Origin of the sequence: Manganibacter manganicus, from assembly GCF_002075885.1 — a bacterium.
Lineage (GTDB): Bacteria > Pseudomonadota > Alphaproteobacteria > Rhizobiales > Rhizobiaceae > Mesorhizobium > Mesorhizobium manganicum.
In genome coordinates, this window is sequence record NZ_MDET01000007.1 from 1 (window position 1) to 24,883 (window position 24,883).

Genomic DNA, 24,883 nt, shown 5'->3' on the forward strand with positions numbered 1-24,883 from the left:
TCGATAAGAATAAATCCGTTGCCAATCAGGCGCTTGCCCCGTTAACGGCGGTTTCCTTCTCCCGCTTTATCCACACCCATCATCCTTCCCGCATAATCCGTCTCAGCAGCTTGCCAGCGGGAACGGGTGTGCACACTCGAGCATCCAGGCAAGTGTGGCGCCGGGTGTGTTATCCGTAACAGTGAACGGAACCGCCCGGCCCGAACCGGACCTGNCGTTGCTCGCGCCCGCAAATGGGCGATGGGCCGGGAAAGGCAAGGGTAGAAACGCCGGCGGGCGCGGACAACCGTGCCATATCATTAAACTTAGGAGGTACGGCCCCGCGCCCGCTTCCCGACCTTTCAGCCAGAAAGGTCCGTTCTTTGAAAGAGCCAGACGGCATTTGCCGGGCGTGGCAATGAATAAGTGCGACCTCAAGCCGGCGTCTGGCCATACCGGGGTCCCCGCCAGCGACGAGCGACAGCGAGCGAGCTTAAGGGCGGGGCAAAAGACAAGCAGGGCCGAAAGGCAGCGTGGCAACGGTGAAGTGCGCGCCGGTGCTATTCGATCAGCGCGCCCAGCCCTGCCATCAGCCCCATGAATTCAGGGAAGGAGGTGGCGATCATGTTGGCGTCGTCCACCGTCACCGGCTTTTCCGCAGCCAGGCCCATAATCAGAAAACTCATGGCGATGCGATGATCGAGATGGGTGGCGACGGTTCCTCCTCCCAGCCCCTTGCCGCCGGGCCGGCCGCGCACGGCAAGCGCCGCCTCGCCTTCGGTGCAATCGACGCCATTGGCTTCAAGCCCGCGCGCCACCGCCGCCAACCGGTCGCTTTCCTTGACGCGCAGTTCCTCAAGGCCCTGCATCAGCGTCTCGCCCTCGGCGAAGCAAGCCGCCACGGCCAGCACCGGATATTCATCGATCATCGAAGGCGCGCGCTCCGGCGGCACGGCGACACCCTTGAGGTCGGAGGCGCGCACGCGCAGATCGGCGACGTCCTCGCCGCCCTCGTTGCGCGGGTTCAGCACCTCGATATTGCCGCCCATTTCCTGCAAGGTGAGCAACAGGCCGGTGCGGGTCGGGTTCATCAGAACGTTCTCGATGGTGATGTCGGAGCCGGGCACGACGAGCGCCGCCACCAGCGGGAAGGCAGCCGAGGACGGATCGCCCGGCACGGCGATGACCTGGCCGGTGAGCTTGCCCTGCCCATCGATGAAGATGTGGCGCACGCCGCGCTCGTCCGTCTCCACATGGATATTGGCGCCAAAACCCTTCAGCATCTTTTCGGTGTGGTCGCGCGTCATCACCGGCTCGACCACCGTGGTGATGCCCGGCGTATTAAGACCGGCCAGAAGCACAGCCGACTTGACCTGCGCCGAAGCCATCGGCACCCGGTAGGCGATGGGCGTGGCCTGCCTCGGTCCGCGCAGGGTGAGCGGCATGCGGTCGCCCGCGGCGCTCTTGAGAACCTGCACGCCCATCTGGCGCAGCGGATCGAGCACGCGGCCCATCGGCCTGCCGGACAGCGAAGCGTCGCCGACAAAGGTGGTTTCCATGTCATAGGTGCCGACCAGCCCCATGGTCAGGCGCGAGCCGGTGCCGGCATTGCCGAAATCGAGCGGCGCTTCGGGCTGGAGCAACGCGCCGTTTCCGGTGCCGCGTATGATCCACTCGCCGCCATGCTTTTCGATATGGGCGCCCATCGCCTTCATGGCGGCACCGGTGCGCAGCACGTCCTCGCCTTCGAGCAGGCCGGTGATGCGGGTTTCGCCGGAGGCCAGGCCGCCGAACATGAAGGAGCGGTGCGAGATCGACTTGTCGCCGGGCACGCGCGCAACGCCCGAAAGCGCGTTGGACCGGCGCGCGGTGGCGGGTTGCGGGGCAGCGTCGTGCGACATGATGTTTCCTTTATGCGAAAAGCCGGGAGCCGCCATTGGCTCTGCCGACGGGGCGTCTCCTATCACGCCGCACGAGCACGGTCATCCCCGGATAGCAGCCTGAGCGGCCGCCCGGCCGGTCTTCGCGGAGGCTTTTGAGACACAGCTTTTTGCCCCGGATTTGGCTTTGACAGAGCACCAAACAGCGGTTAAGGGGACGCGACTTTTCCATACGAGGCTTGCCGTGGCGAAATCCGACCTAGGTACAAAACGCATCGACCCGGAAACGGGCCGCAAGTTCTACGATCTGAACAAGGATCCGATCGTCTCTCCCTATACGGGCAAAAGCTATCCGCTCTCCTATTTCGAGGACAGCAAGAGCGCGCGCGAGGAAGAAGAGGAAGTCGACGAGAAGGAAATCGACTCGGAAGACGAAGGCGCCGAAGTCGTGTCTTTGGAAGAGGCTGACGACGAAGCCAAGGGCGACAGTGACAAACTTCCCGACCTCGGCGACGATGATGACGACGATGTCGATCTCGGTGACGACGACGACACTTTCCTGGCCGACGACGAGGAAGACGACGACGACGTCTCCGACATGATCGGCCATGGCGACGACGACGACGACAACTGATAAGGCAGGCCGGTCTCCGGCCTCGGCCGCGGCATTTGCCGCCGATCGAAAAAAGCGACGGACGCGGCTTGATATTGCAGGAATGCGGCGCTAGAAGCCGCCTGCACAGACGGTGGGAACCCAAGCCCGCCGACATGCCGGAAACGGCGCCGGCATTCGCCGGATGTGGGGCCATAGCTCAGTTGGGAGAGCGCTTGAATGGCATTCAAGAGGTCGTCGGTTCGATTCCGATTGGCTCCACCATTACCTTCCGGCAAGCAGTTGAAATGCTTGTCGTTTTTCTAAATGGCAAAATCCTTCCCCACTTCTTTCCCCACTTTGTCATCTTGTGACTGCCCTTTCAGAGCGGCAAAGTCCATGAAATAGGTTTTCGGTGAAATGGAGCATCGCGGGATGGGTTTTCGCGTCCACCTGGCTGCGGGGCAGGTCAATCAGAATGAAGAGCACCATCATCTCGATATTCTAAGACTGCAACAAAAAGCCTTGCTGCCCCTTGGATATCTGTCTGCACCTGCTCACGAAGCGGCAGGCTGGCCCATCTTTCCAATGGTTGGATAAGACTGGCACTGATTCGGCTGATTGGAAACGCTCTCACGGATAGGCCATCGAGGCTCAGGGTAAGAACGCCGATTTCGCTGTTCGTGTATCTGATGCCGGCAATCCGCTGATAATGTGGATCATCATCAAGCCGAATGTCGAACAGCATGCGCCCCGATATTTGGCGAGCTATCTCGTTGGCTTTTCCCGCGAATCCCAACGGAAGTCCCTGAACACTGTTCGCGGCCATTTCGAACAACACCGCTTCCAGTTCCACCGCCGCTCCTCATTATACCAACCCAGGCAGAGGGAGGCCTCAGACATGTTCGACTGGAATAACTGGCCGTGAAGGTGCCGCCCGAGCATGGTGCGGATGCGGCAATTGCCTGAGCCCGGCCGTGTCAGAGAGAAGGTTGCCCCCATCCCCCGCCAAGACCATGCCGCATCCATAGGCAGAAATACATTTACCGCCTGCAATATGAAGTCGAGGGGCCATCAAACATTGTGACGGCCCTGTTACGCTTATCCCAGACAGCGAAAGCCATGGACGGGGAACCAACCCGAATGGATTGAGGTTGATATCTCAAAGGGAGATCTAGCGATGCCCGACCCGCGCAAGCGAAATCCAGACGAAGATGTGCCGGTGCCAGGACGTGAGCCTGAACCGATTGAGGAACCTGACCCAGATCGGCTGCCCGACGAGGAACCAAATCCCAACCCTGATGAGACGAGAAATCCACCGCTGCACGGCATGAGGATGGTGCGAAACCGACGCGAGAAGGACGAGGCCGATAGGTCATAGGCCTTGCCCGCCATCGATAAAGCCCGGACTGTCATATTCGGCGGCGGCGTGCTCTAGCTCGTCCTGGGTGCCGATAGATGGTTCAAAATCATTATCAATCTCGCGGTCATCCATGAGCCGATGATCGAAGCCGGCAAGATCCGGCTCCACGTTCTCGTCACCATCGATTTCATCGAGCAGAAGAAGCAAATCCTCGATGACGTTCTCGATCAGGCCGCGCATGGCCGGTGTCACGGTGATAAATTCGAGGGGCTTGAGATGAGCGTTCATCCGTTTCGCCCTTCGCCTGTCATGCGGGTTGGCGCTTCCGACCCTCGGTTCCGGATCGAGTGGTAATGCGTGTCGGTGGCTACGCTGATCCGCTCGGAGAAATCCCGCGCAACCCGCAACATCGAGGCGACGCGGTCAAGCTCATCGTCACGCTTGCCGTCACGCTCGTACGGCATCTCATGAATGATATCGTAGGTGGTGATCAGAAGCCGATGAAGATCCCAAACATCTATCTGGAGGTCGTCCAGGGTGTAGGCCGCGCTCATGCTGCACCGCCTTTCGCATAGCGCAGAATTGATGCGGCCAACTGGCTGTGCCATTCACGCCCAATTGCTAGGCGATCACCCCATCGTGTTCCGACGCGATCCCATTCGGCCAACGCCTGGGCCTTGATGATGATGCCCTCCATGGTGAAATCGGGTTCGTCCATAATGGCGCTGACGTGCTTTTCCAGTGCATCACGTAGGGCAGTCTTCGGCCGGCTGGCCTTTTCATGCCAAGCATGTGCCTGCGCTTTGATATCCCTAAATTTCCGCTCGTAGGCGTTCGCAGTCGCATAGAGCTTTTTCAGCCGCTTGATCTCCGCCTCTGCATCCATGAAGTCGGCTAGGTTGCCGGCCTTTTTGGCAGCACGCTTCTTCCTGCGAAGGCCAGTGATCTGCCAATCCACCTCCCAAGCCCTCAGGATTATCCTGCGCGGATAATTATCCCCCACCCGCCAGAGATATCCACCCAAGGCTTTCATCTCAGGTTCGCCCGGCTGTTTGGGAGCGTTTTCCTCGTATGGCCACGCAATTCCCCGGAGGGTAAGCTCATCGGGTGCCCAGGGTGTCTTCGCATCCCAAGCCTTGTACTCGGCCTCGTAGACGTCGTTGACCTCATGAAAGGCGGCGGCAACAGCCGGAAGTTCTTCGAACAGCGCAATCAGCTTCGGATTTTCTGTCGGTGTCGCTGCCTTCGCCTCGATACTGATCGTTGCCGTAGCGGCGGCTGTGGAAGCCGCAGCAAGCCCGAGGAGCATCCGGCGGCGGTTAATTCCAGGCAAAGCTTCAGCGGTCGCCCGCGTGGCGTCGTTCGTCATGATGGTTTCTCCTATCGTTGATAATTGAGGGGTTAGGCCGCCAGGCTGGCCAGTTCGGTTTCGAGACGGCGGCGGATCGGAATGATGTCGTAGCGGGCCGGCTTGTATTTCAGGCTGTCGATTTCAGCCCTGATGGAAGCTGCCAGTGCTGCGTTCGGCCCATTAGCGAGACGCCGCTCCTTTTCGGCCTTGGCGGCTTCTTCCTTCGCCAAGCGCCACGCGATGCGCAGAGCCGTGGCAAACGATGCGTCAAAGATGCCCTCGGCAATCTGCCAATCGGCATAACGGGCGCGGATAGAGCGATAACGGCTCCACGCCGCCTTCATGATTTCACTGAGATTGAACTTGGCTTTCGGCAAAGCTTCGCCGGTCGCCGGAACGATGATGTTCGGCATGGTGTTTCCTCAGAAATGCGATTACGATACCTCAGGTATTAAGCATGGCTATTGCATAGCTGTCAATACCTGAGGTATTATATAGTTCCTGAGGGTCTAAATTTTCATGTCGATTTCGAGCGAACAGATACGAGCCGCCAGGGCCCTGCTGAGGTGGGAACAGAAGGATTTGGCGACGGCGTCAAAGGTGTCGCTGCCGTCCGTGAAGCGGCTGGAATCCCAGCCAGGGCAACTGGCCGCTCAACCTCGAACTATCGATGCTCTGGTGGCTGCACTGGAAGAAGGCGGCGTGGTTTTCGTGGCGGAGAATGGCGAAGGACCGGGGGTTCGTTTGAAGAAGCGATGACGGTGTTTCCTAATCGGAATAGTCCCGCTTCTCCCATTCGAGGTCAGTCAGCAATTCGGCTTCCACAGTCGTATAATCATTGAATTTTGGGGCATGCTCCGCGAGCAGGCGGCGAACAACCAACACTGCATCATCACGGCTGCCACATTTCTCGAAATGGCGTTCTGCTGCCTCGCCTACGCCGTCACGCCACAGCATCACCTCGACCATCCCGTACCAAACGCCCTTTCCGGTGCGCTTTCGCTTTTGAACTTCAAGATACCAATCGGACATGTCGGCGATTGCACGATACAGGTGTCCAAAGTCGGGGTCCGTATGCGCACGCTCGCGTGCCTCGCATCCAAATGATTTTTGGCTCGGCTCCTTCAAGCGTTCAATGGCCATCGGTATTTTCCAGAAACTTGCTGAAACCTCATCAAGGGCCTGTCGAGCATCCCAAGTTAGTGCGGGCTTCCGCTTAGCGACACCGGTTACCGACTTCAGCCGATCTGCCTTCTTCTTGGGCCAGATGTCAGCAATGATAAGATCGATGTCAGATTTTTGCGGCTCCCATCGATACTCTTTCTCGAGCTTCTTTTTTTTCGTATGTGGCCGCAATTCTACGACAGTGTCATCAGTCTGAGGCGTGGGCATCAACTCCATCGCAAGTGCTAAGGCCTGATGTAGCCCTTCCCGAATGCCTCCTCTTTGGTCAAATTCCCAGATTGATGCTTCGGTTCTCCAAATTCGCGTCGGCTTGCCTGCATCAAGCTCCAGCATCGCCGAAAGCACACGTTGTCGAGTTCCGGCATATTGCGGCAGCGAGTCCTTACCAAATATCAGCCCCTCGACTAGTCGGCGGGACATGCGAAGTGGCTCGCCCTCATCAGGGAACAGGTAGTGTCGTGATGACATGTCGATTGGCCTCCCCAGGGTCCAATATCAAAACCGACAAATAGCCCGTGTGCAATCTTCTTGGTTGCTCGTACGCCATTTCCTAGATGCCGGAATTGCGAGCCCACGTTGCATGTTTTCTTTCCATGAACTTGGCCAAACGCCCAAACTCTGCGGTTTGAACGTTTAGATGAGGATATTTTGTCCACGTGGTTTCGCCCCGAACGATAATGCCTCAATCACGATTGGAGGCTTCCATGATACCGGTTCAGATTATTTTCTTCATCACCGTCTGTCTGACCATCGTCAGCGGATTGGCAGCAACGACGATTGTCATGTTTGGCGATACGCGCCGGAATGCCGGGCAACGCACGGTTGCCGAAAAGCTAGCTCAAATCGCACTGATCGGAGCGATGGCAATCACCGCGATGCTGGCTTCTTCATGAGGACCGGCCCCATCCCTGTCGCTCTGGCATACGAATGTTCAGCTTGCCGATCCGCGAAGATCGAGGCTTACTGGCGACGGGCAGTGCAGAAAATGGCTTGGGTAATGAAATTTGCGAGTTGGGCGGCGCGATCCGTCATCACCATATTAGGCGTTCTTGCGGCAACAATGCTGGCGGCCGGGGCGGCTCCTTCTGATGTTTCCAGTTCGGGAACAGGCTTCTTCGTCAATGCGCAGGGTTGGATCGTCACCAATGCCCATGTCGTGGAAGGCTGTACGAGTATCAGCGTCCCACGATTGGGGACCGGTACTGACCTGGCCATCGACAAGCAGAATGATCTGGCCGCGTTCAAACTCTACGACGGCGCAGGAAAGCCACATCTGCCCTTGCGTCGATCCCAGCCGAGACTGGGAGAAGATATTGCGGCCTACGGCTTTCCTCTCAACGGGCTGCTCTCCGATTCCATCAAGGTCACCACCGGCAACATCAACTCGCTTGTCGGAATGGACAACGATACCCGATATCTTCAAGTCTCGACGCCTCTCCAGCCGGGAAATTCAGGCGGCCCTGTCGTAGATCAATGGGGATCGATAGTGGGCGTCTCTACTGCCGTGCTCGGCTCAAAGTTCACCGACGCAACAGGCATCGCGGCGCAGAACGTCAATTTCGCGATCCGGTCAAACGTGGTCGAACTGTTCTTACAAAGCCGGAACATCCAGTTCGACACCGCCGATCCGGCACATGATGACAAACCGCTGTCCACGGCCGATCTGTCGGACAAAGCCGTTCCGGCCGTCGTGCAAGTTCTCTGTCACGGTGCGCCCGCAACCGTGGCCGATACCGAGACGCCTACGAAACCGACAATGTCGAGCACAATGCCTCGTCCGTCTTTTCGCTCGTTCACCCCCGCCAATAGCTACGATGTCATGGGTTTCGATTATGCGACCCTGAAGAACGTTTCCGAAGTCGAATGCGAGAACGCATGCCAGGGCGATCTATCGTGCAAGGCTACGACCTATAACAGGAAGGCCCATTTCTGCTTCCTGAAGAGCGACGCGAAGATCCTCGTCCGCAATGTCGATGCCGTAGCGAGCGTCCAAAGCAACCTTACGGGCAGCCTCATCTTTTCGACGTTCGTTATCAGGTCGGGCCGTGACATGGCCGGCGGCGATTATAGCCGGATTCGGAACACCAATTTCATCGCCTGCTATGCGGCTTGTGAGGTGGACTATCAGTGCCGGGCCTTCGCGTACGTTCGCAAGAAAAACGAATGCTGGCTGAAAAACCAGATCGGCTACGTCAGCACCAAGAGCGGCGTCGATCTGGGGCTTAAGTAAAGGGTTTTCAGAGAATTGTGGTGTGCGCCCGACACGGCCTTTACCTCCACGAAGCATAGCGGGTACCTTTTCATCCGGTTCAGCAGCGTGGTTGCAAAGCGGGCAATTTGATCTGACAGAACCGGGTCAGTAACGGCGGGTGGCAAGAGAGAGGAACACACAATGAGGGCTGCTGCCTTGCTTTTATCCGTCGCTCTGTCGATCCCGGCCGGTTCGGCTTCCGCTGCCCTCTCGGGCTATTGGGACAGTACCAAAATCATCCATGCGGTCTTGGGTCGGAGCGAGGTCGGTGACGCACTGAAGCAACAGCCCATTGAATCCATCGTGGAAACGGACTCAGGTTACCGAGTCAAAAGCCGCGATTGTACGGTAGATGTACGGGTTGACCGCCATAACGCATCAAAGCCGGGGCCGGGCTCATTCAAGCTCCATGTCGGTCAGGGACGCTGCCATTGACATGAGGAAAGCACTGGCAACGGCATTGCTGATCCTGTTGGGCAGCGTGTCGGCATCTCCAGCATCCGAACGGTTGTGCGGCTGGCTTGAAGCTACGTCGTTCGGGCCGAACTGGAAAAACAACTATGTTCGCCTGTTCTTGAGCGACCGCGATGGGCATCATTCGGTCGAAGAAGCCGGCGGCACGCTTCCAGACCTGTCAAACCCATCCGTGCACCATGGTGAGATTATTAGAGATCGATCTGTCGAGTATTTGTACGGTGAAGGATGGAGCGGCAATTTTTGCGCCTGCATGACCGCCCGTATGGATGGACGAACGATTGTTGAGTTCCGAAATTTCAAGATTCAGAATATTGCGATTTGCCGTGCGGATCCGGATATTCAACGGTACGCGCCACGGTAACCAATGCCAGGCGAAGCCCATCACGAGGGATATTCACTCATGCAGCATCGGAGACTGGTTACGTCAGGGTCGCCCCTTGAACCCGAAATAGGGTTCAGCCGCGCCGTAAGGGTCGGATCATTTCTTGCGGTATCCGGAACTGCCCCAATCGGATCAGATGGCCACGCCGCTCATCTGGGCGATGTTTATGCGCAAACCAAGCTATGTTTGGATATCGCGCGCCGCGCAATCGAAGATGCGGGCGGCACACTGGAACAAGTAATTCGCACGCGCATCATGTTGACCAACATCGAGCAATGGCGGGATGCTGCGCGTGCCCACGGCGAGGTGTTTGGGTCGATACGGCCAGCCTGCACATTCGTGCAGGTTTCGCGCTTCATTGACCCGGATTGGCTGGTCGAAATCGAAGCCGATTGCGTCGTAAATGACGCCGGAACCTAGTCAGCATCGCAACAGGGCTTTCCCTGGCGTGACAGCCCGCCTTGCAAAAGCCTCAATCGCGCGCTAGTGCTTACGCATCGATTTTGCTTGTCGAGCTTGTTTCTGCGCTTTGGCGCTCAACCGACCTTCCTCTCAATTTCGACGACTGCGGCGCATGGCATTCAGCCACGCGACGACCTCTTGTGCCGATTTGAAAGGAAAATCGCCATGACCACTGGAACAGTAAAGTTCTTCAATTCTACCAAGGGCTTCGGCTTCATCGCTCCAGAAGATGGGAGCACGGATGTATTCGTGCACATCTCAGCTGTGGAACGCGCCGGCATGCACACCATCGTCGAGGGCCAGAAGCTCTCGTTCGACGTCGTGAAGGATCAAAGCAGGGGCAAGTCCTCTGCCGAGAACCTCCAGACTGCCTAAGGATATCGCTTCTGGTTTTTGACCACGGATGTACTGGCACTGACCATTGAGGCGATCAGAAGAAGGCTGGGCATTGTCCTGGCCTTTTTCATTTTTGGAAGGAGGAAAGATGCAGAATATTCCTGACGGCGTTTTCAAGCCGAAGCCCACCAGCGCAGAAAATAAGAATGCCACCACCACGCATGTGGCGCGCTCAATCATCGAAGGTGAAGCCACCAAGCGCGCTGCCAAAACTGAGCGCTTGCGCAACGCTAGGCTCGCAAAAGAGGCGCAGGAAGTTACTACTCCGATGAAGCTAAAGCCTGCTAAGCGAAGCCCAAAATCACGAGGTCGCCATGAAACTGCCTAGCTTGGTGAAGTCCTCTACACAAAAAAGCATCACACCGATCCCGCCAAGGGCACTGCTCAAACCTCGCTTTAATGAGGCCCTTCGCCGGATTGCCAATGATTGCGTTGGGGTTAGGCGGCGTGCTGAAGAAGCAAGGCAGAGGCATCGGCTGATCTGATCGGACACGTAGCCGCCTCCCTACCACTTCGTCTGTGCCGCTTCCAGCTTCTCAAGGCCCTCTAAAACCACAAGGAGCCCTATAACCGGGCAATCTGCTCTTTCGCCACTCGTACCAAGGCAGAGATAATGCGCCGCTGCTGCACAGCCTCGCATGTGAATTTTCCGTGGCGATAACGACCGTGGGCAGTTCCCTTGGGTGCGCCACCTCTGGCCCCGTGAAAGCGGCAGACGGACCACCCCTTCATTGCCGGAGCTTGGCAAGGCATCCCTGTCCGCTTCGATGTCGCATGGCAGCGGGGGGCTTGGTTCATGCGGTTAACGCGGGGATCGCTCATGCCCCCTCCCCATGAGAGACGTTGCCGACAACGGCCTGCCCACCTTCCCGTACATCGACGCGCTCGACATAAACACGCTGTTCGCCCTTGCTGCGATGGCGCTTCAGAGCTTCGATCTGAGCGGTGAACGTGCGGGCAAGCCGGTTCATCGCCTTTTCGTAGCTTTCCAGTTGCGGGAGGTTATCCGCCATGTTCACCCTGCGTGCATAGGTGATCGTCGCCATGTGGATAGCCGCCATTTGCGTTGCGAGCATGGTTTCGACCTGATCGCGCGGCTCCATGCCGGTGATGATGGATCTCGCGAAATTCACATCGGCTTCGCGCGGCAAGCCTCTCTGCGGAGAGAGATTGTAAATCTGAGCCAGGATGCCGGCGGCAAAGTCTGCATCGGATGTTGCCATGGCCTCCATGAGCAAGGTGTATGCAGCCGTGCCATCATGGTGCTCGAACGAGATTTCCTGTTTCCCCTCGTTGGAAACCTTCAGCGCCGGAGCGGGCTTGGCCTTCTTCCGGCGCTCATGTTGCTGGACCAGCGCCGCCATCTCCCGTTCGTTGACCGGCTGGTAAACCTCACCCAGCTTGCGTTCGACGGTTTTCCGAGGTGTTTCGGCCTGAGCCTTCTGTTTCAGCGGTACGACGCTCAATGCCGGGTCTCCCCAAGATGCTCGATACCCGACACGGCTAGTCTGCCGATCAGCCTGACAGCTTCCTCAAGCATGATCTGCCCGAAATAGTGAAAGCAGAGCGCCGTACCGTCGTCGTCACGCGCGCGGCGCTCCTCGGCAACCGTGTGGCACCCGCGAGCGAAAGCGATCAGCTTGAATAGATCATCTGCGGTTGACGGCGAAGTATCGAGAAGCCGGTCAACCTCTGCCCTAAGGTCGGCCGGGATATCGGCCCCGTCGGCACGTTCGGTCATCCACTGTTCGATACCGTGCATGAGATCTGGGAGCGTGGGAATGGTGATCTGCTGATCTGTCATCTTCCGTTTCTCCTGCATTTCCGATAATGTGCACCGCAATGAGCTATGACCATTTCAAACCGCCGGAGCATTTTTCGCCCACTGCGAAATTTACCTACCGCGCTGTGCTTACCGTGCTGTTCGTGGCCATCATGATTGCTTTCATCTATTTCGTAGCACCGCTGATTGATCGATATGCCGGCGCTCCATTTGCCGACTGGTTTACCAATCTGATCTTCGGCCCTAAGGGCGCTTAAATACCGAAACCTTCCCCTTGTTCTGATCGACCAGCATCGGCAGTGCGCCGCCCCTGAGAACAGCACCTCCGACGCCGCTGGAATTGGCTGGCACGGGCATGCGCACTGCGGCACTGGCGCGAGACGCATTTGCCAGCCCAGAGAGGCCCCGCAGAGAGGTTGTGGCTATTGCACCGACGCCGGAAGCTTCCAGCGGCCCCAAGCCGCCATACAGGGCACCCCCTGCTGATAGCGCGCCCATGATGCCACTCGCATATTTCCTCAAAGTCGGCATGAGCCTGTTTGCCGTGTTCGAGCCGTTCAATCCGGCTTTGGCAGGAGACAACACGCGCATGACGTTGGAATAGGCAGTCATCATCTTGCGCTCCGCTTCCGAGAACAGGACGTCGGCCACGCCCTTGCCATCGCCTTTCAGAAAACCATGGAGGTTTTTGGCAATCTGCGAAGGATTCATCTCCTGATCGCCGGCTCGCGTTGCCCTGAGCCAGAAGGATTGCCGGATTGCATTCCATTGCGGGCTGTCAGGTCCAAGAACCTTGCGAAGCTCCAGCGCGGTCATGTGAGCGCTGGCCTTCGGGGATGCAACGGACGTGCCCCACAGGATCTTGCCGATTTCCTCCGGGCTCATGTCCTTGTCCATGATGGAGCGAACCCGCGCCTGAGCCTCGTATCGAGGATTGAGACGATTGCCGATTTTGGAACGCGGCTCCGACATGCCCTTGTATTCCGACCATTTGGAGCGGGCTGTTTTCAACTTCTGCAAGACATCATCCGAACCGCTGACAAGCCCGCGCTCGAAAACATCGTCGGTCCAGTCGTCTATCGCGCTGGAAATAGCCTTGAGGCCCGGCGCGTCCTGCCCAACAGGTGGGAAATTCTTGCGAAGCCCGGCCCGAAGGTTCTCGATCCACCGCAACTGCGCATCAACCGATTTCACTTCGCCGGCAGGGCCAGAAAGCATGGGCGTGGCACTATCGGAAGATTTGGCGGCGGTGGGGAGGCGGGCAAGGTAATCGTTCACGAACCTGAGCGCGCGTGCGGCCCCGGTATGGTACATCGGATCAATCAGGATGTTGTCGGCATCAAGCTTGCCACGAATGAAATCCGGCAGGGAACGAACCGCTTCACCATCGACCAGAACATTCGGGTTGTTCACCGATGCCTCGTAGGCGTCCTGGCTGGCGGCTTTCAGCGCATCTCGCTTTCGGCGAAGGGAAGATGCCACATCATCATAAGGTGCGGCCTGACCCGAAATAGCTGGCGCGCCATTGGCAAGTCTCGACTGCACATCGTCAACTGACTGCCCCACGGCCCGGCGCTGGGCATCGTCAAAGCCCTGCATGGCTCCCTGACTGCGCAACTGGTTCTCGATATTGGCCTGGGGAACGGAGCGCGTTGCCTGGGCGCGCGACAGCGGAATGCCGAATTGTTGGGCCTCGGCAACATTCGCGGCGAGATTTGCACCGGGAGCAACTTCACTGGAACCCCGAAACACACGACCCGCGAGATTGCCAAGGCCTGTTGCAACACCTTCTCCTACGGTGCCGAGGGCCATGCCTGTCGGAACGTTCCGAGCAGCATTCCAAACGCGGTTTCTTGCTCCATCTTCGCCCGACCCAAATCCGTGGGCTGCCATCGCGATGCCACCATCAGCCGCACCACCAAGCAGGCGGGCCATCCAGCCCTTGCCGGATTGGGCGGCGTTGGCTGCGAGTGACAGGCCGCCTTTGGCTAGTGCCACGCCGCTGCCTACGCCGCCGGCAAGTTGTCCGCCTAGCCGATAGGCGAACCGGTCTTTCGCGTCGGAGCGGTCAATATCGCGCTGTTCTGCAAGATTGCGGTCATAGCGCTCCGAAAAGCTGTCGCCGTCGTTACCGGTCCCGAAAACAGGATTGAACAGCGCATCGCCACCTGCAGAAATTTCGTCAGCTAGTCCGGCACTGAGAATGTCAGCAGCACCGCGCATTACGGTATCAACCTTGCCCATGGTCGAGTTTCGGTCCTCATGGGCATTTTCCGGCTGCATCATCTCAAAACCCGGAGGCGGTGGAGGCACGGAGCTATCAGAAGGCTGGTCTCCGTCGATGAGTTCAAAACCCGGAGGCGGAGGCGGAGCCGCCTGCAAGCGATCCCGTTTCGGCGCTGCACTGCTCATTGGACCGGCCTCCACTGGTTGCCATCCCATTCGACCGTTTCGCCGGTCTGCGGATTGCGAGCACGCTGGCGGCCCGTTGCACCACCGGACCCACGCGTGGCTCCCGATCCCTGTGGCTGCTCGGGGAACAACGGGTTGGCCTTGGCATAATTCCGAACGTCCTGATTAAATCCGGCGTCGAGTTTGCCGTGATCCTGCACATACTGATCGGCAAGTTGGGCAATCTCGATCTTGCGCTGCTCCATTGCCCGATAGGCTTCCAGCATCTTCCGATTGCCTTCCGGGGAGCGGTCAAGGCCGATCTGTGCATCCTTGAGGAATTTGATATCCCTGTCGGAAAGTGCACCGGGCATGCCCATGCCGCCGCTGGGAGAGCGCATCAGGAGCGCCATGCGGTTCTGGATGGAGCGGATCAGTTCCCCACCCGCAAGCTTATCCGGGTCGGTATCGATGCCCATGGATGCGCCAAGCTGGCGCAGGTTCAGTTCCGTCTCGGCACCGAAACCTGTCCTGACACCGCTGGTGAGGGCCTGCTCCGCCAGGTCGTACATGCTGAGCATGTCCTGCGCATTTCCCGCCTGCCGGGAGATATCGTCGTAGCGCTTGGCCTGAAGTTTAGCGCTTTCCTTGTTCCAGGCACTATCACCGGAATTGACATTCACGCTCGTTGCGCCGGCCCGCTTCATGTCCAGCATGTAATTCTGGAACGAGCCGTTATAGCCTTGATCGCGGGCAAGCTCATATTCGCGCATGTCGTCGGTGGGCTTAACCTGCGGATTGCGCAATTGGTTCAGCTTCTCGACGGCTGTCTGGTATTCAACCCGCTTCATCGGGTCGTTCTGGTCCTGAAGGGCTGCACGACGTGACTTTGCGGCCTCGATTGCATAGGGGCGCGTGATGGGGTTGGCGAACAGCTTTCGCATCGTTTCGCCATCAGGCAGGGAGGGGACGGTCCCCACAGGCATACCGTCCTGCGGGTACATCGATCCGCTGGCATCAGCGACCCGTACAGGGCCACCAGAGCCCATCGGCATGGATTGACCAACCGCAAGCCCTTCGAGCCCTTGCTGGGAAGGCGAACCGCCGAACTGCTGCGCATAGGAATTGGCTGAGGCCATCCGTTCCGCCGTCTCTCCGCCGGGCTGATCGTATCCGGCATAGCGCCAGGCATTGTTCATCAACTGCTGGGCCTCCTCCGGGCTGCGAGCCTGTTGCAGCTTCTGGATAAGGCCAGGGTCTTCGGCCAACAGGAATTTCCCCTGCGTCTGAGGAGACGGCGCGTTCGGATTGTCGCCATTCTGCTTTGCGAAAGCCTGCAATGCCTGCAAGCGAGGTCCGCGCCAGGACATGATGCCGCCTGCCGTTCCAGCCTGCCCGCTCTGCGAAGGGTCGGACCATGTGCCGGCGGCGTTCTTCGGGTCAAATCCGCTTTCAGCTTTCCCGGTGGCTGCAATCGCCGCGAGGGCATAGGGATTGGTCACGCCACCATCGCGAATGGCTTTGAGGAAGCGACCCGCAATCTGGTTGCTCGAAAGTGGCTGATTGCGACCCTGCCCCTGTGCGGCGAAAGCCTGCTCCACCCTTGCTGTTGCGGGGTCCATTGGAGCGGGCAAGGGCGAGCGCTGAATATTGCTCTGGGGTGGGTCCGTATCGAACTTGTCGCCCAAATCAGAGAGCATCAGCGGCTTGTTTGCCTGTTGGCCTCCGCCGAAGAGATTTGACAGCCCATCGGAGAGCCGGTCCATGAGGCTTGGCGGCTGTGGAGGCAAATTGATGCCGTACAGCTTTGCCAGCGTCTGCGGCGCTTCTTTCTCATTCCGCCAATTCCGACCGGCTTCATAGCCGTCGTTGGTCGCCTTCATGATGCCTTTGTAATCAACGGCATCGGGCAAGGTGGGATACCGGATCGGAATCATGGGACTACCTTTCGCATCGCGGACAACGCCGCCTTGTGGTCTGTCACGGCGAATCCGTATCCGCTTGGGAATGGCTCAACGCCTGGGAGCTTCCCGGCACGGGCATCCGCGACAATGCCGCCAACGCCTCGGCACTCGCGTTTATGGGACTGCCAAAGCCCCATCAGCGTCGCGGGAGGGGCGGCGATATCGGTCACGCGGCAATCTCCTGCGCCGCAGTGCTTGTTGCCTGTCGGATATATTCCGAGATTGTCATGCCCTGACGACGGGCAGCGCGGCGCAATGCGCCTTCCTGTTTTCGCGTCATGCGGACATGAATTAGCCCTTCAAGTCTTTCGGGTCTTTGCATCGGCCTGTCTCCAAATCGACACGCCGAATATAACATTCAATAAGGGAGATGTCACACAATAATGTAATTAAATCATATAGTTATGTATTCGACCGGTTCCGTCCGGCTCTGTCCCAATGCGTCCAGAATGCGAACCCGATTGGTTGCACGCAGCAAAGAAACATGCGTAATGTGAGTTGTTGCTCTGGGGAGGGCTTGGGAGGAAATCATGACGAAGGATCAGTTGCCGGTGGCTGTCTATAGCGGCACGCTACCGATTGGGGATATTGAGATTGACTGCGCTGTTTTGGAAGATGGCACGCGAGTTCTGTCAGAGCGGGCGGTTCATCGTGCCTTTGGCAGCAAACGCGGAGGGTCACACTGGCGGCGGGTGAAGGCGAACCCCAATGGCGCCAATTTGCCCTCTTTTCTATCCGCGACGAACCTTTCTGCTTTTATAGACAACGACTTAGCAGTGGCGCTAAGAATACCTTTATCCTATGTATCTGTTTCAGGCGGGGCGCCTGCCAATGGGATGAGGGCAGAGCTCTTGCCCGAAATTTGCGGAGTATACTTGGCCGCTCGACGCGCCGGTAAACTTCACCCTTCGCAAGATCATTTGGCTGAACAGGCCGAAGTCCTCATGCAAGCCTTCGCAAAGGTTGGCATTGTGGCGCTGGTTGACGAAGCAACCGGCTATCAGCGAGATAGAGCGCACGACGCACTGCGCCTATTGCTCTCAAAATATATCGCTGAGGGCCTTCAAAAGTGGCTCAAGACGTTTCCTGACACCTTCTTTGCCGAGCTCGATAGGCTTTACGACAACGCCAAAACCCACTCGAGAAACCGGCCGCAGTACTATGGCAAATTCATTAATCGATACGTCTACAACCCGCTTGAAAACGGCTACGTCAAGGCCGAACTAGACCGTCTGAACATTGACGACGGCGGGAAACGCAAAGCGCGCTTCCATCAATGGCTAAGCGACGAAGGTCGAAATATGCTAATACATCAGATAGGCCGCGTTCAAGGTTTGATGGAGATGTGTACCGATATCGAGTACTTTAAGAAAACCGCACAACGGCAGCGGAGCGTATCAATCGCTCCATACCTCTTCGATGACATGAATAAAATAATCGAATAGCATCAGCCGCCCACTCTCCCCAATCCCGCTCCGGCGGGGTTTTTTTTGTTGCGCTGATGCAGCAGCAATGGTGAGATGCTTGCGGGCAAACAGAGGGGTTTGGAATGGCATTGACGCAGCACGATGCTCGCATGGTCTTTGGAATGGTCGCGCGCGGCGACAAGCACCACGACGTAGCAGCTTACTTCGGAGAGAACCCGGCTCGCGTGGCCGAGGTCTTGTCTGGCGAAGCCTTTGGGTTCCTTGACGCCCTTCCGCCGGCCGAGTTGCCGCCGAAGGGATCGCCAGGCTTGAAGGGTCGTAAACTTCTGGCTTTCGTGGAAAAGGCCATTGGCCAGCTTGCAAACGGTGAGGCCAAAGATGCCGCCGAAACCTTGGCGGCGGGCGTAAAACGCTACAACCTCAGCGAGGGATAATCACCTTCTCGCTCCAGTCCTCGCCGGCATGGCGGAACCCACGCCAACCGGGGAGTTGCATCGCGGTCTAACTGCCACACGAACCAAGCGTAGCCGGTGGCCGTTGATGCCTTAGGATCAACGCGACCTTTCACCATGGGGACGCGCTCGCTGAACTGCGCGAAGACGGACGGCGGACACCTGCTGAAAATATTCTCGTAGCGCCCGACGCTTTCGAGGAAGACGGTGCGGGCAAGGATTGCCACCCCCTTTCGAGCAACGCCAAGGGCGCGCTCGACAAATTCCTCCGCAAGCCGGAACGGGGGGTTGGTAATCACCCAGTCGTGTGACTTCGCCTCATAAGGATAGGTCAGGAAGTCTCGAACCGGCGCATGGCCGTAGTGAAAGGCATCAGCGGCGTCCACCGTGCCGAAATATTCCGCCAGCGGCCTTGCCATGTAGCCGCGTCCGCAAGCCGGTTCCAAGCACGATAGACCGCGCACCTCATCAGCCCCAATCACCTGCTCGATAAGCGCCCTCGTCGCCCACGGCGGTGTCGGGAAGTCATCGGGGCTGTCGGCTGCCTCGTGCCGCTGCGCCATGACTGCATGTGACGTGTTTTGCATTTTGATCTCCCGCCTTCGGCGGGCAGCATACTCCGCTTCCCTTGAAAAAGATTCTCCTAATTTCGCAAACGGAAGCTGCCTGCTTCAGGATGATGGGGGTCTGACCGGCGTTCATATGCCACCTCCATTTCCCCAGCCCCGGTAAGATCGGTATGAAGGTAAGAAGCGCCGACCTTTCCATCGTCTACGCCGCAATGAGCGCGATGTGGGTTACGTCGGTAATCTACCGCATGGCAGCCGTGTCCAGCGCAACCGCTTGCTCGGCTGATCCGTCTCTCCCATTGCCTTTGAGGCTCTGCCCCCGAGATATAGAGGTAGTGATGGTTTCCGCACTATGGACAGTAGTGATGGTTTCCGCACCATAGATTTCGCCGTTGTGGTGCGGTTTCCGCACTGAGTTGTGGTGCGGTTTCCGGCACTGGTGTTTTGTTTTTCGTGCCTGATCCGCAATCGCTTCGGCCTCGGGTACGGTGCTGATTTTGCGCCATTCATCAGTCGGCTCCGTCAGCTTGGTGTGACGATATGTGAGACGGAACAATGTCGGCCGCCGCCATGCTGCATTGCCGGCACGGCCTGCCTCTGTGACCTCTACGAAGCCCAAGGCAACAGTTTCTCGGATTGCTGGTGCAATTGCGTGGCGGTGGATGCCGTACTCGGCAAAATGGTCAAACGTACAGGGCAGCTTTCCATTATCTTCGCCACCGTGGTGAGCATGTTCGATTTCCAAGCGAGCGAGTATGCGATGCGCCGACAAGGACAGCGCCCGGTAGGCGGGAGACTCCATCATCTCGACCAGCCGCCAGGCGAACTGGCCGGCGATCTGTGTCCGCTTTCCTTTGCGGGCTCTGCCGGTTTCATTCATGACCGACTCCTGAGCGCCCCGGCGAACACGACGCCGGGGCATTGATGATCATAGCAATGGGCATCAGTCGCACGCCTCCGCCTTAAGCCGACGGTGCTCGGCTTTGTGATGTAAACGGCAGAGCCATATAACATCAGCCGGTTTCGAATAATCGGGATGATGCGCCTCAGCGTCAGATGAACCGCACACCGCGCATGGCTGACGCTCCACTATGCCGCGTTTGACTGCCGACCGCAGGGCCGCCTGAGCCCATACCTTCATCGGGTTGCGGCCACGCCAGCGTGCCTGGCTTTGGTGCTTCGTGTCACTCATGCTGCACCCCGCGTCGAATAAGCGAGCGTGGCCACAAGTTTTGCCAGAGGATCCGAAAGTCCGTACCTGTGGCGGAGCCTCGCGACTTGCAGTGTGAGAACAGAATAGCTATTGTTGGAAACGTCAGATGCCGGGAAGCTTTTGACAATTTCCTTGGAAGGCTCAGCGTCGCTAGCGCTGGGCCTTTCTGCCTTCATGGGCATAATCACACCCCCTTTGCGGAGGGCAGTTTCTCGATATAGCGGCGAAGGTCGTCCGCCAAAATGATGGTACGCCGACCGGCCTTACGTGCCGTCAGATCGCCCTTCTTCATGGCTTCGTAGAGATGCGACCGCGTGAGCCCGCTCGCCTCGACCGCCTGCCTGACATTCAGGGAGAGTGTCATGTTTGCATCGTCCTTTCGTTTGGCGGCTGGTTTGATCCAGTTGCGCCGGTTGGAAACGATGCGAAGATGAGAGAGTGAAATTTCGCCGGCTAATTCTGCAATTTCGCGGCCGAAAGAAAATCGCTGAATTCGTCTAGTTCATTGTTTCTGTTTGGGTTACGTGCGCCTTGTGGGCCTGATCGGTGCGGCAATAGCGGAATAATCTCGCTGTCTCCGAAGACCCGCCGAATTTTCTCGCGGCTCGTACCCCCATAGACATGCTGGATGATCGAAACGAGTTCAGTTCGGCTTAGGGCCGCCAACCCGCGTTCATCTGCGAGCTTCTTACAAGCTACGATTGCTTTTTTGATAGCTGCGTCCGATGCCGGCCGCCTTGCAGGCGTTCGCGATGCTGCCTGCTGCTTTTCCGCCTCGGTTTCTGCGCCTGCAACTTCGCCGTGAAGGAGCGCGTGTAGGCTCGCAGCAGCGATATAAGGAAGGCCCGATATGACTGGAGGCCCTGTGTCTACAACTATTACGCGGCCCCTTCTGTGGCAGTACCCATTCATCTCCTTTCCCCACATCAGCGGCGGCACTTCAAGGTCGATTGCAGCGGCCCTTGCGCAGTGCCCTACGATCCTTCCGTCAACAAGTGCTTGTCGAACAACTCCCCAAGCCTCTTCTTTTAGGCCCTCTTGTTTATCAAGTTTCTTTCTTGCAGACGCCGTGATGCCATTTTCGAGGCTATTGGACCAAACCTCTGGTGGAAGTTCACTGTATCGAGGGGGCGCCGTCTGTTCGAATAGCTTGCTTTGGCTGTTGAGAGAGCCGAAGTCTCCAAACTTGATGTCCGATAGGTAATCGTTGCCCTCAGAAGTGAGTGGGTCCGGGACAGCGCTGTCAATCATCTTTAGCGCGGCATCACGTTTGGCTGTCGCCTCGGCTTCCTCACCCGTCAATTCCGTAGCGGCCCACCTGTCCTGAGATTGTTGTTTGGCAACGATTTCTACGGACTCTGGCAGCCAGACAAACCCGGTAGGAAGAATAATAGTCATCGCGCACCTCGCGATGCACCCTGAGGACCGCAGGGAAACCGGGAGGTGCACCCCGGCTTGTCGGCTGGCCAGCCTATCCCTGCGGGTTCGGTCAATGCTCCCGCCAAAGGGAGTGTTCGATAGCGCTCGATGTGAACACGTTGTGATTTTTCACGACGCCCGCGCCTTTCTCGCATCGCTGAGCTTCGAAACGTTGCCGCTCTTGGAAGCAGCCAGATAATCGGCCCATGCCTGCATGAGCTTCCGGCGCTTCTCAAGCGCATCGGAGCGACGATAGGCACGCTCGACCTCATTCCCGACCTTATGCGCCAATGCGGCCTCTGCCACATCACGGGGGAAGCTCGTCACGTCGCCAGCCCAGTCGCGGAAAGCAGAACGGAAGCCGTGAACAGTGATATCCGTGAACTTCATCCGCCGAAGCAGCATCATCATAGCCATGTTGGACAATGGTCGGCCGTGCTCCGCGTCTTGCTTGTTTCCGGGCCGTGGATTACCGGCAAATATGAAATCGCCGCCGGTATGAACTTCCTGCAAGCGCTGGAGAAGATCGACGGCAACCGAGGACAGAGCAACTACATGGGTTTCACCCCCCTTCATCCGTTCAGCCGGTACGGTCCACACCTTGCGGTCAAAATCGATCTCCTGCCACTTGGCTCCAAGGGTTTCGCCGGATCGGGCGGCTGTCAGAATTGTGAATTCTAGCGCCCTTGCGGCCATGGCCTTCAATGACCGCAGCCGCACCATGAAGGCAGGTACATCGCCGTAGAGCATGGCGGGCTGGTGACCTCGTTGGAGTTTCTGCCGCCTGGGCAGAAGATTGCGGAGGTTACCGCGCCATGCTGCCGGGTTCTCCCCTGAGCGCCAGCCCTTCACCTTGGCATATTCGAGGACGCGCTCTATCCGACCACGAAGACGGGAGGCTGTTTCGCTCTTGGCCGTCCATACCGGAGTCAGAACCTTCAACACGTCTTCCGTGGTGATCTGCGACACGCGCTTGGACCGGAGAAGCTGGCAATAGCTATCCCCGAGCGTCTGCCGCCACTGGTATTCGTGCTTATCGTTACGCCATTCAGCCTTGATGCTCTCAATGAACCTGTCGGCGCATTCCCCGAAGGTCGGTTCGGCTTCCTTCGCCTTCTCCACTATCGGATCGCGACCGTCAGCTATTGCCTCACGGTATTTGCCGGAATTTGTTCTCGCCTTGGCAAGCGGGACAGCAGGGTAGGACCCCAAGCCCATCTCCCGCCGCTTGCCTTCGACCACCCACATGAACAGCCAAGACTTACTCCCGGTCGAGGAGATGTTGAGATACAGGCCGCCGCCGTCAGAGAGCCGCCCAGGCTTCTTCGCTGCCTTCACGGCTACATCGGATAGCTTATGGAGCGTCCGGGCCATCTAAATCCTTCCCCACTTCCTTCCCCACTTTGAAGTGGGGATGATACCGGACAGAGCCGGACAGTGCGAGACATATAATTCTGATTACCCTTATTTTTCAATGGTGAATTGGATGATGCGGGACGCACCCGGACGACAGTTCGACGGAGATTGGCTCCACCAGTTTCCTGTCTCACGCCAGTTCGCTTCGCTCACGCCTCCGATGGGGCGGGCGAAAGCCCGAGCCACCCGCGTCCATGACCGCGCGGCTGAGATTCGCCCGATTTTCACCGCCTGTGGGCACATGCGATGATGGCGACGACAGCGCGCGAATGTTTGCGTAAACTGCCCGATATGGTGGATGTGAACCCGAAATTCGCGCGAGGGCTGCCGGGAATGATCCGAATTTCAGTCTCAAGGCACTAGGTCGGGACTCTGGCATGTGGACCCTGCTCGTCGCCTATTGGCCACACATTCTTGCCACCGCCTCGGTGCTGATCGCGGCGGTTGCCGCCGCGCATGCGACAATGACGAAGGATGAAGTTCGTGCGGCAACGGGGTGGGTGGGGGTCATTGTCCTGTCGCCGTTCGTCGGCGCGCTGGTCTATGCCATTGCCGGAATCAATCGGATCCGGCGCGTTTCCATGGCCACGGAGCGGTCGGCTGCCGGGCATGCGACGATTGAGCATCCGCGTTTCGACGTTCCCGACGATCTGGTCCCCAGCCGCTTCGGCTACCGGTTTGCGGCATTGAAAAGCGTCGGCGACCGCATAACCCACCATGCGCTGACCAGCGCCAACACCATTGAAATTCTGGAGACCGGCGATGCGGCCTATGCGGCGATGGTCGCAGCGATCCACGATGCGCAGCGCAGCATCATCCTGGAAACCTATATCTTCGATCGCGACCCAGTCGGATTGCGCATTGCCGATGCGCTGATCGACGCCGTGCGGCGCGGGGTCAGCGTGCGGGTGCTGATCGACGCGGTGGGCGCACGTTACTCGACCCCCAGCATCGTCGGCTACCTCCGCGACGGGCACGTCCCGACCGACATATTCAACGGCAGCATCATCATGGGCCTGCGCCTGCCTTACGCCAATTTGCGGACACACCGCAAAATCCTGGTGGCTGATGGGGTGCGCGCCTTTGTCGGCGGCATGAATATACGGCAAGGCTTCACGCAGGAATTCAGCGGCGCAGACATGGCGCACGACACGCATTTTTGTGTCGAAGGCCCTGTGGTCGCCGACATCTTCTCGATTGCCGCCGAGGACTGGTACTTCGCCAGCGGCGAGCGGTTGCACGGCGAGGCATGGGACATCGAACCGGAGACCGGCGGCGAGCCCGGTTCGCAGATGCTCATGCGCGCGCTTCCCTCCGGGCCGGATGCAAGCCTCGAGGCCAATCACAAGATGTTGATGGGGGCGTTCTCGGTGGCGCGGCGCTCCATCCGCATCAGGTCGCCCTATTTCCTGCCCGACCGGGAACTGATCAGCGCCTTGACGACAGCCGCCCGCCGGGGCGTCGAAATCGACATTGTCGTGCCCTCCGTCAACAATCTCGTTCTGGTGGACCGGGCCATGACGGCCCAGTTCGATCAGGTCCTCAGAAGCTATTGTCGGGTCTGGCGCGCGCAAGGCGCTTTCGACCACTCCAAACTGCTGGTCGTCGATTCCAGTTGGGCCTTTGTCGGCTCTTCCAATCTCGACCCGAGGTCGCTGAGACTGAACTTCGAGATCGACCTGGAAGTTCTCGATGCCGGCTTCGCCGGAAAAATCGAAGCACGCATCGAAGCCGCCCTGCGCACAGCCGTGGAAGTAACGCTGCCCGAATTGCGCGCCCGCCCGTTCGTCACACGTCTGATCGACCGTATCCTGTGGCTCGGATCACCTTATCTTTGACAAGCGAGCGCTCAAGGTGTTTGCATCGGTTGCAGGGGAAGCGGTCATGCCCTAGCTAAACAGGGCAGGTTGTGAGGGTCGTGGCGGATGAAG

29 protein-coding genes and 1 tRNA gene are annotated in these 24,883 nt (G+C 58.3%); 13 read left to right on the plus strand and 17 right to left on the minus strand.

Going from position 1 to position 24,883, the window contains the following annotated elements:
- Positions 1–539: 539 nt before the first annotated feature.
- A complete protein-coding gene (gene aroA / locus BFN67_RS05820) occupies positions 540–1,880 on the minus strand; it encodes a 3-phosphoshikimate 1-carboxyvinyltransferase (RefSeq protein ID WP_080918705.1) in 1,341 nt (446 codons plus the stop codon).
- 223 nt (positions 1,881–2,103) lie between these two features.
- On the opposite strand from aroA, the gene BFN67_RS05825 reads away from it, so the two are divergent.
- Positions 2,104–2,493: a TIGR02300 family protein gene (locus BFN67_RS05825; RefSeq protein WP_080918706.1), complete on the plus strand. Its 390-nt coding sequence runs from the start codon at positions 2,104–2,106 to the stop codon at positions 2,491–2,493.
- Between the two features lie 167 nt (positions 2,494–2,660).
- Positions 2,661–2,736: transfer RNA gene (locus tag BFN67_RS05830), tRNA-Ala, on the plus strand.
- Between the two features lie 184 nt (positions 2,737–2,920).
- Here BFN67_RS05830 and BFN67_RS05835 read toward each other — a convergent pair.
- From BFN67_RS05835 to BFN67_RS05860, 5 genes are all read right to left on the minus strand, one after another.
- Positions 2,921–3,307 (minus strand): hypothetical protein, encoded by a 387-nt coding sequence (locus BFN67_RS05835; RefSeq protein WP_080918707.1) that lies wholly within the window; start codon positions 3,305–3,307, stop codon positions 2,921–2,923.
- A 519-nt stretch (positions 3,308–3,826) separates the two neighbouring features.
- Positions 3,827–4,054 (minus strand): hypothetical protein, encoded by a 228-nt coding sequence (locus BFN67_RS05845; protein WP_139789040.1) that lies wholly within the window; start codon positions 4,052–4,054, stop codon positions 3,827–3,829.
- A 44-nt stretch (positions 4,055–4,098) separates the two neighbouring features.
- Positions 4,099–4,368: a hypothetical protein gene (locus tag BFN67_RS05850; protein ID WP_080918710.1), complete on the minus strand. Its 270-nt coding sequence runs from the start codon at positions 4,366–4,368 to the stop codon at positions 4,099–4,101.
- A complete protein-coding gene (locus BFN67_RS05855) occupies positions 4,365–5,183 on the minus strand; it encodes a hypothetical protein (RefSeq protein WP_139789041.1) in 819 nt (272 codons plus the stop codon). The genes BFN67_RS05850 and BFN67_RS05855 overlap by 4 nt, the downstream gene beginning before the upstream one ends.
- A gap of 32 nt (positions 5,184–5,215) precedes the next feature.
- A complete protein-coding gene (locus BFN67_RS05860; protein WP_080918712.1) occupies positions 5,216–5,578 on the minus strand; it encodes a hypothetical protein in 363 nt (120 codons plus the stop codon).
- A gap of 106 nt (positions 5,579–5,684) precedes the next feature.
- Between BFN67_RS05860 and BFN67_RS05865 the strand changes: the two genes are divergently transcribed.
- Entirely contained in the window at positions 5,685–5,924 is a 240-nt protein-coding gene (locus BFN67_RS05865; RefSeq protein ID WP_080918713.1) for a helix-turn-helix domain-containing protein, read from the plus strand.
- Between the two features lie 9 nt (positions 5,925–5,933).
- Here the strand turns inward: BFN67_RS05865 and BFN67_RS05870 are convergent, their stop codons facing one another.
- The gene (locus BFN67_RS05870) at positions 5,934–6,818 is read right to left on the minus strand and encodes a hypothetical protein (protein ID WP_139789042.1); all 885 of its coding nucleotides are present in this window, start codon (positions 6,816–6,818) and stop codon (positions 5,934–5,936) included.
- A 236-nt stretch (positions 6,819–7,054) separates the two neighbouring features.
- On the opposite strand from BFN67_RS05870, the gene BFN67_RS24290 reads away from it, so the two are divergent.
- The 6 genes from BFN67_RS24290 to BFN67_RS05895 all read left to right on the plus strand — a co-directional run bounded on the left by BFN67_RS24290 (position 7,055) and on the right by BFN67_RS05895 (position 10,646).
- Complete coding sequence (locus BFN67_RS24290; protein ID WP_158083476.1) at positions 7,055–7,243, plus strand: hypothetical protein; 189 nt, start codon at positions 7,055–7,057, stop codon at positions 7,241–7,243.
- Positions 7,244–7,335: 92 nt separating this feature from the next.
- On the plus strand, positions 7,336–8,580 hold the full coding sequence (locus BFN67_RS05880; protein ID WP_245295171.1) for a trypsin-like peptidase domain-containing protein: 1,245 nt from the start codon (positions 7,336–7,338) through the stop codon (positions 8,578–8,580).
- A gap of 457 nt (positions 8,581–9,037) precedes the next feature.
- Positions 9,038–9,439, plus strand: coding sequence for a DUF4087 domain-containing protein (locus BFN67_RS23885; RefSeq protein WP_158083478.1), 402 nt, complete (start codon positions 9,038–9,040; stop codon positions 9,437–9,439).
- A gap of 39 nt (positions 9,440–9,478) precedes the next feature.
- A complete protein-coding gene (locus BFN67_RS05885) occupies positions 9,479–9,880 on the plus strand; it encodes a RidA family protein (RefSeq protein ID WP_080918808.1) in 402 nt (133 codons plus the stop codon).
- A 207-nt stretch (positions 9,881–10,087) separates the two neighbouring features.
- Positions 10,088–10,297: a cold-shock protein gene (locus BFN67_RS05890; protein WP_080918809.1), complete on the plus strand. Its 210-nt coding sequence runs from the start codon at positions 10,088–10,090 to the stop codon at positions 10,295–10,297.
- 109 nt (positions 10,298–10,406) lie between these two features.
- Complete coding sequence (locus BFN67_RS05895) at positions 10,407–10,646, plus strand: hypothetical protein (RefSeq protein WP_080918717.1); 240 nt, start codon at positions 10,407–10,409, stop codon at positions 10,644–10,646.
- 490 nt (positions 10,647–11,136) lie between these two features.
- On the opposite strand, the gene BFN67_RS05905 is transcribed toward BFN67_RS05895, so the two are convergent.
- On the minus strand, positions 11,137–11,784 hold the full coding sequence (locus BFN67_RS05905; RefSeq protein ID WP_080918719.1) for a hypothetical protein: 648 nt from the start codon (positions 11,782–11,784) through the stop codon (positions 11,137–11,139).
- Entirely contained in the window at positions 11,781–12,122 is a 342-nt protein-coding gene (locus BFN67_RS05910) for a hypothetical protein (RefSeq protein ID WP_139789045.1), read from the minus strand. Before BFN67_RS05910 ends, BFN67_RS05905 begins: the two co-directional genes overlap by 4 nt.
- 38 nt (positions 12,123–12,160) lie before the next feature.
- Here BFN67_RS05910 and BFN67_RS05915 point away from each other — a divergent pair, with 38 nt between their 5' ends.
- Positions 12,161–12,358 carry a hypothetical protein gene (locus BFN67_RS05915; protein ID WP_080918721.1) on the plus strand — a complete coding sequence of 66 codons (198 nt, stop codon included), beginning with the start codon at positions 12,161–12,163 and terminating at the stop codon, positions 12,356–12,358.
- On the opposite strand, the gene BFN67_RS05920 is transcribed toward BFN67_RS05915, so the two are convergent.
- The 3 genes from BFN67_RS05920 to BFN67_RS23890 all read right to left on the minus strand — a co-directional run bounded on the left by BFN67_RS05920 (position 12,345) and on the right by BFN67_RS23890 (position 16,778).
- Positions 12,345–14,387, minus strand: a complete 2,043-nt coding sequence (locus BFN67_RS05920) for a hypothetical protein (protein WP_080918722.1) — start codon at positions 14,385–14,387, stop codon at positions 12,345–12,347. The two genes, BFN67_RS05915 and BFN67_RS05920, sit on opposite strands and share 14 nt — an antisense overlap.
- A gap of 122 nt (positions 14,388–14,509) precedes the next feature.
- Positions 14,510–16,429, minus strand: a complete 1,920-nt coding sequence (locus tag BFN67_RS05925; RefSeq protein WP_080918723.1) for a phage tail tip lysozyme — start codon at positions 16,427–16,429, stop codon at positions 14,510–14,512.
- Between the two features lie 193 nt (positions 16,430–16,622).
- On the minus strand, positions 16,623–16,778 hold the full coding sequence (locus tag BFN67_RS23890) for a plasmid mobilization protein (protein WP_158083479.1): 156 nt from the start codon (positions 16,776–16,778) through the stop codon (positions 16,623–16,625).
- A 208-nt stretch (positions 16,779–16,986) separates the two neighbouring features.
- On the opposite strand from BFN67_RS23890, the gene BFN67_RS05930 reads away from it, so the two are divergent.
- Positions 16,987–17,901: a P63C domain-containing protein gene (locus BFN67_RS05930; RefSeq protein ID WP_080918724.1), complete on the plus strand. Its 915-nt coding sequence runs from the start codon at positions 16,987–16,989 to the stop codon at positions 17,899–17,901.
- A 104-nt stretch (positions 17,902–18,005) separates the two neighbouring features.
- Complete coding sequence (locus BFN67_RS05935) at positions 18,006–18,317, plus strand: hypothetical protein (protein ID WP_139789047.1); 312 nt, start codon at positions 18,006–18,008, stop codon at positions 18,315–18,317.
- On the opposite strand, the gene BFN67_RS05940 is transcribed toward BFN67_RS05935, so the two are convergent.
- From BFN67_RS05940 to BFN67_RS05965, 5 genes are all read right to left on the minus strand, one after another.
- Complete coding sequence (locus tag BFN67_RS05940; protein WP_080918725.1) at positions 18,296–18,922, minus strand: class I SAM-dependent methyltransferase; 627 nt, start codon at positions 18,920–18,922, stop codon at positions 18,296–18,298. The genes BFN67_RS05935 and BFN67_RS05940 overlap by 22 nt on opposite strands.
- 223 nt (positions 18,923–19,145) lie before the next feature.
- Complete coding sequence (locus tag BFN67_RS05945) at positions 19,146–19,784, minus strand: hypothetical protein (RefSeq protein ID WP_080918726.1); 639 nt, start codon at positions 19,782–19,784, stop codon at positions 19,146–19,148.
- 517 nt (positions 19,785–20,301) lie between these two features.
- Positions 20,302–20,481 (minus strand): helix-turn-helix domain-containing protein, encoded by a 180-nt coding sequence (locus tag BFN67_RS05955; RefSeq protein WP_080918728.1) that lies wholly within the window; start codon positions 20,479–20,481, stop codon positions 20,302–20,304.
- 89 nt (positions 20,482–20,570) lie between these two features.
- On the minus strand, positions 20,571–21,515 hold the full coding sequence (locus BFN67_RS05960; RefSeq protein WP_080918729.1) for a hypothetical protein: 945 nt from the start codon (positions 21,513–21,515) through the stop codon (positions 20,571–20,573).
- A 150-nt stretch (positions 21,516–21,665) separates the two neighbouring features.
- Positions 21,666–22,910 (minus strand): tyrosine-type recombinase/integrase, encoded by a 1,245-nt coding sequence (locus BFN67_RS05965; protein ID WP_080918730.1) that lies wholly within the window; start codon positions 22,908–22,910, stop codon positions 21,666–21,668.
- 419 nt (positions 22,911–23,329) lie between these two features.
- Between BFN67_RS05965 and BFN67_RS05970 the strand changes: the two genes are divergently transcribed.
- Positions 23,330–24,790 carry a phospholipase D-like domain-containing protein gene (locus BFN67_RS05970; RefSeq protein WP_080918731.1) on the plus strand — a complete coding sequence of 487 codons (1,461 nt, stop codon included), beginning with the start codon at positions 23,330–23,332 and terminating at the stop codon, positions 24,788–24,790.
- Positions 24,791–24,883 lie beyond the last annotated feature (93 nt).

Coding starts and splice junctions, on each gene's coding strand:
- aroA (WP_080918705.1), bottom strand. CDS start 1,880: ATGTCGCACGACGCTGCCCCGCAACCCGCCACCGCGCGCCGGTCCAAC.
- BFN67_RS05845 (WP_139789040.1), bottom strand. CDS start 4,054: ATGCGCGGCCTGATCGAGAACGTCATCGAGGATTTGCTTCTTCTGCTC.
- BFN67_RS05850 (WP_080918710.1), bottom strand. CDS start 4,368: ATGAGCGCGGCCTACACCCTGGACGACCTCCAGATAGATGTTTGGGAT.
- BFN67_RS05855 (WP_139789041.1), bottom strand. CDS start 5,183: ATGACGAACGACGCCACGCGGGCGACCGCTGAAGCTTTGCCTGGAATT.
- BFN67_RS05860 (WP_080918712.1), bottom strand. CDS start 5,578: ATGCCGAACATCATCGTTCCGGCGACCGGCGAAGCTTTGCCGAAAGCC.
- BFN67_RS05865 (WP_080918713.1), top strand. CDS start 5,685: ATGTCGATTTCGAGCGAACAGATACGAGCCGCCAGGGCCCTGCTGAGG.
- BFN67_RS05870 (WP_139789042.1), bottom strand. CDS start 6,818: ATGTCATCACGACACTACCTGTTCCCTGATGAGGGCGAGCCACTTCGC.
- BFN67_RS24290 (WP_158083476.1), top strand. CDS start 7,055: ATGATACCGGTTCAGATTATTTTCTTCATCACCGTCTGTCTGACCATC.
- BFN67_RS05880 (WP_245295171.1), top strand. CDS start 7,336: ATGGCTTGGGTAATGAAATTTGCGAGTTGGGCGGCGCGATCCGTCATC.
- BFN67_RS23885 (WP_158083478.1), top strand. CDS start 9,038: ATGAGGAAAGCACTGGCAACGGCATTGCTGATCCTGTTGGGCAGCGTG.
- BFN67_RS05885 (WP_080918808.1), top strand. CDS start 9,479: ATGCAGCATCGGAGACTGGTTACGTCAGGGTCGCCCCTTGAACCCGAA.
- BFN67_RS05890 (WP_080918809.1), top strand. CDS start 10,088: ATGACCACTGGAACAGTAAAGTTCTTCAATTCTACCAAGGGCTTCGGC.
- BFN67_RS05895 (WP_080918717.1), top strand. CDS start 10,407: ATGCAGAATATTCCTGACGGCGTTTTCAAGCCGAAGCCCACCAGCGCA.
- BFN67_RS05910 (WP_139789045.1), bottom strand. CDS start 12,122: ATGACAGATCAGCAGATCACCATTCCCACGCTCCCAGATCTCATGCAC.
- BFN67_RS05915 (WP_080918721.1), top strand. CDS start 12,161: ATGAGCTATGACCATTTCAAACCGCCGGAGCATTTTTCGCCCACTGCG.
- BFN67_RS05920 (WP_080918722.1), bottom strand. CDS start 14,387: ATGATGCAGCCGGAAAATGCCCATGAGGACCGAAACTCGACCATGGGC.
- BFN67_RS05925 (WP_080918723.1), bottom strand. CDS start 16,429: ATGATTCCGATCCGGTATCCCACCTTGCCCGATGCCGTTGATTACAAA.
- BFN67_RS23890 (WP_158083479.1), bottom strand. CDS start 16,778: ATGCAAAGACCCGAAAGACTTGAAGGGCTAATTCATGTCCGCATGACG.
- BFN67_RS05930 (WP_080918724.1), top strand. CDS start 16,987: ATGACGAAGGATCAGTTGCCGGTGGCTGTCTATAGCGGCACGCTACCG.
- BFN67_RS05935 (WP_139789047.1), top strand. CDS start 18,006: ATGGCATTGACGCAGCACGATGCTCGCATGGTCTTTGGAATGGTCGCG.
- BFN67_RS05940 (WP_080918725.1), bottom strand. CDS start 18,922: ATGCAAAACACGTCACATGCAGTCATGGCGCAGCGGCACGAGGCAGCC.
- BFN67_RS05945 (WP_080918726.1), bottom strand. CDS start 19,784: ATGAATGAAACCGGCAGAGCCCGCAAAGGAAAGCGGACACAGATCGCC.
- BFN67_RS05955 (WP_080918728.1), bottom strand. CDS start 20,481: ATGACACTCTCCCTGAATGTCAGGCAGGCGGTCGAGGCGAGCGGGCTC.
- BFN67_RS05960 (WP_080918729.1), bottom strand. CDS start 21,515: ATGACTATTATTCTTCCTACCGGGTTTGTCTGGCTGCCAGAGTCCGTA.
- BFN67_RS05965 (WP_080918730.1), bottom strand. CDS start 22,910: ATGGCCCGGACGCTCCATAAGCTATCCGATGTAGCCGTGAAGGCAGCG.
- BFN67_RS05970 (WP_080918731.1), top strand. CDS start 23,330: ATGTGGACCCTGCTCGTCGCCTATTGGCCACACATTCTTGCCACCGCC.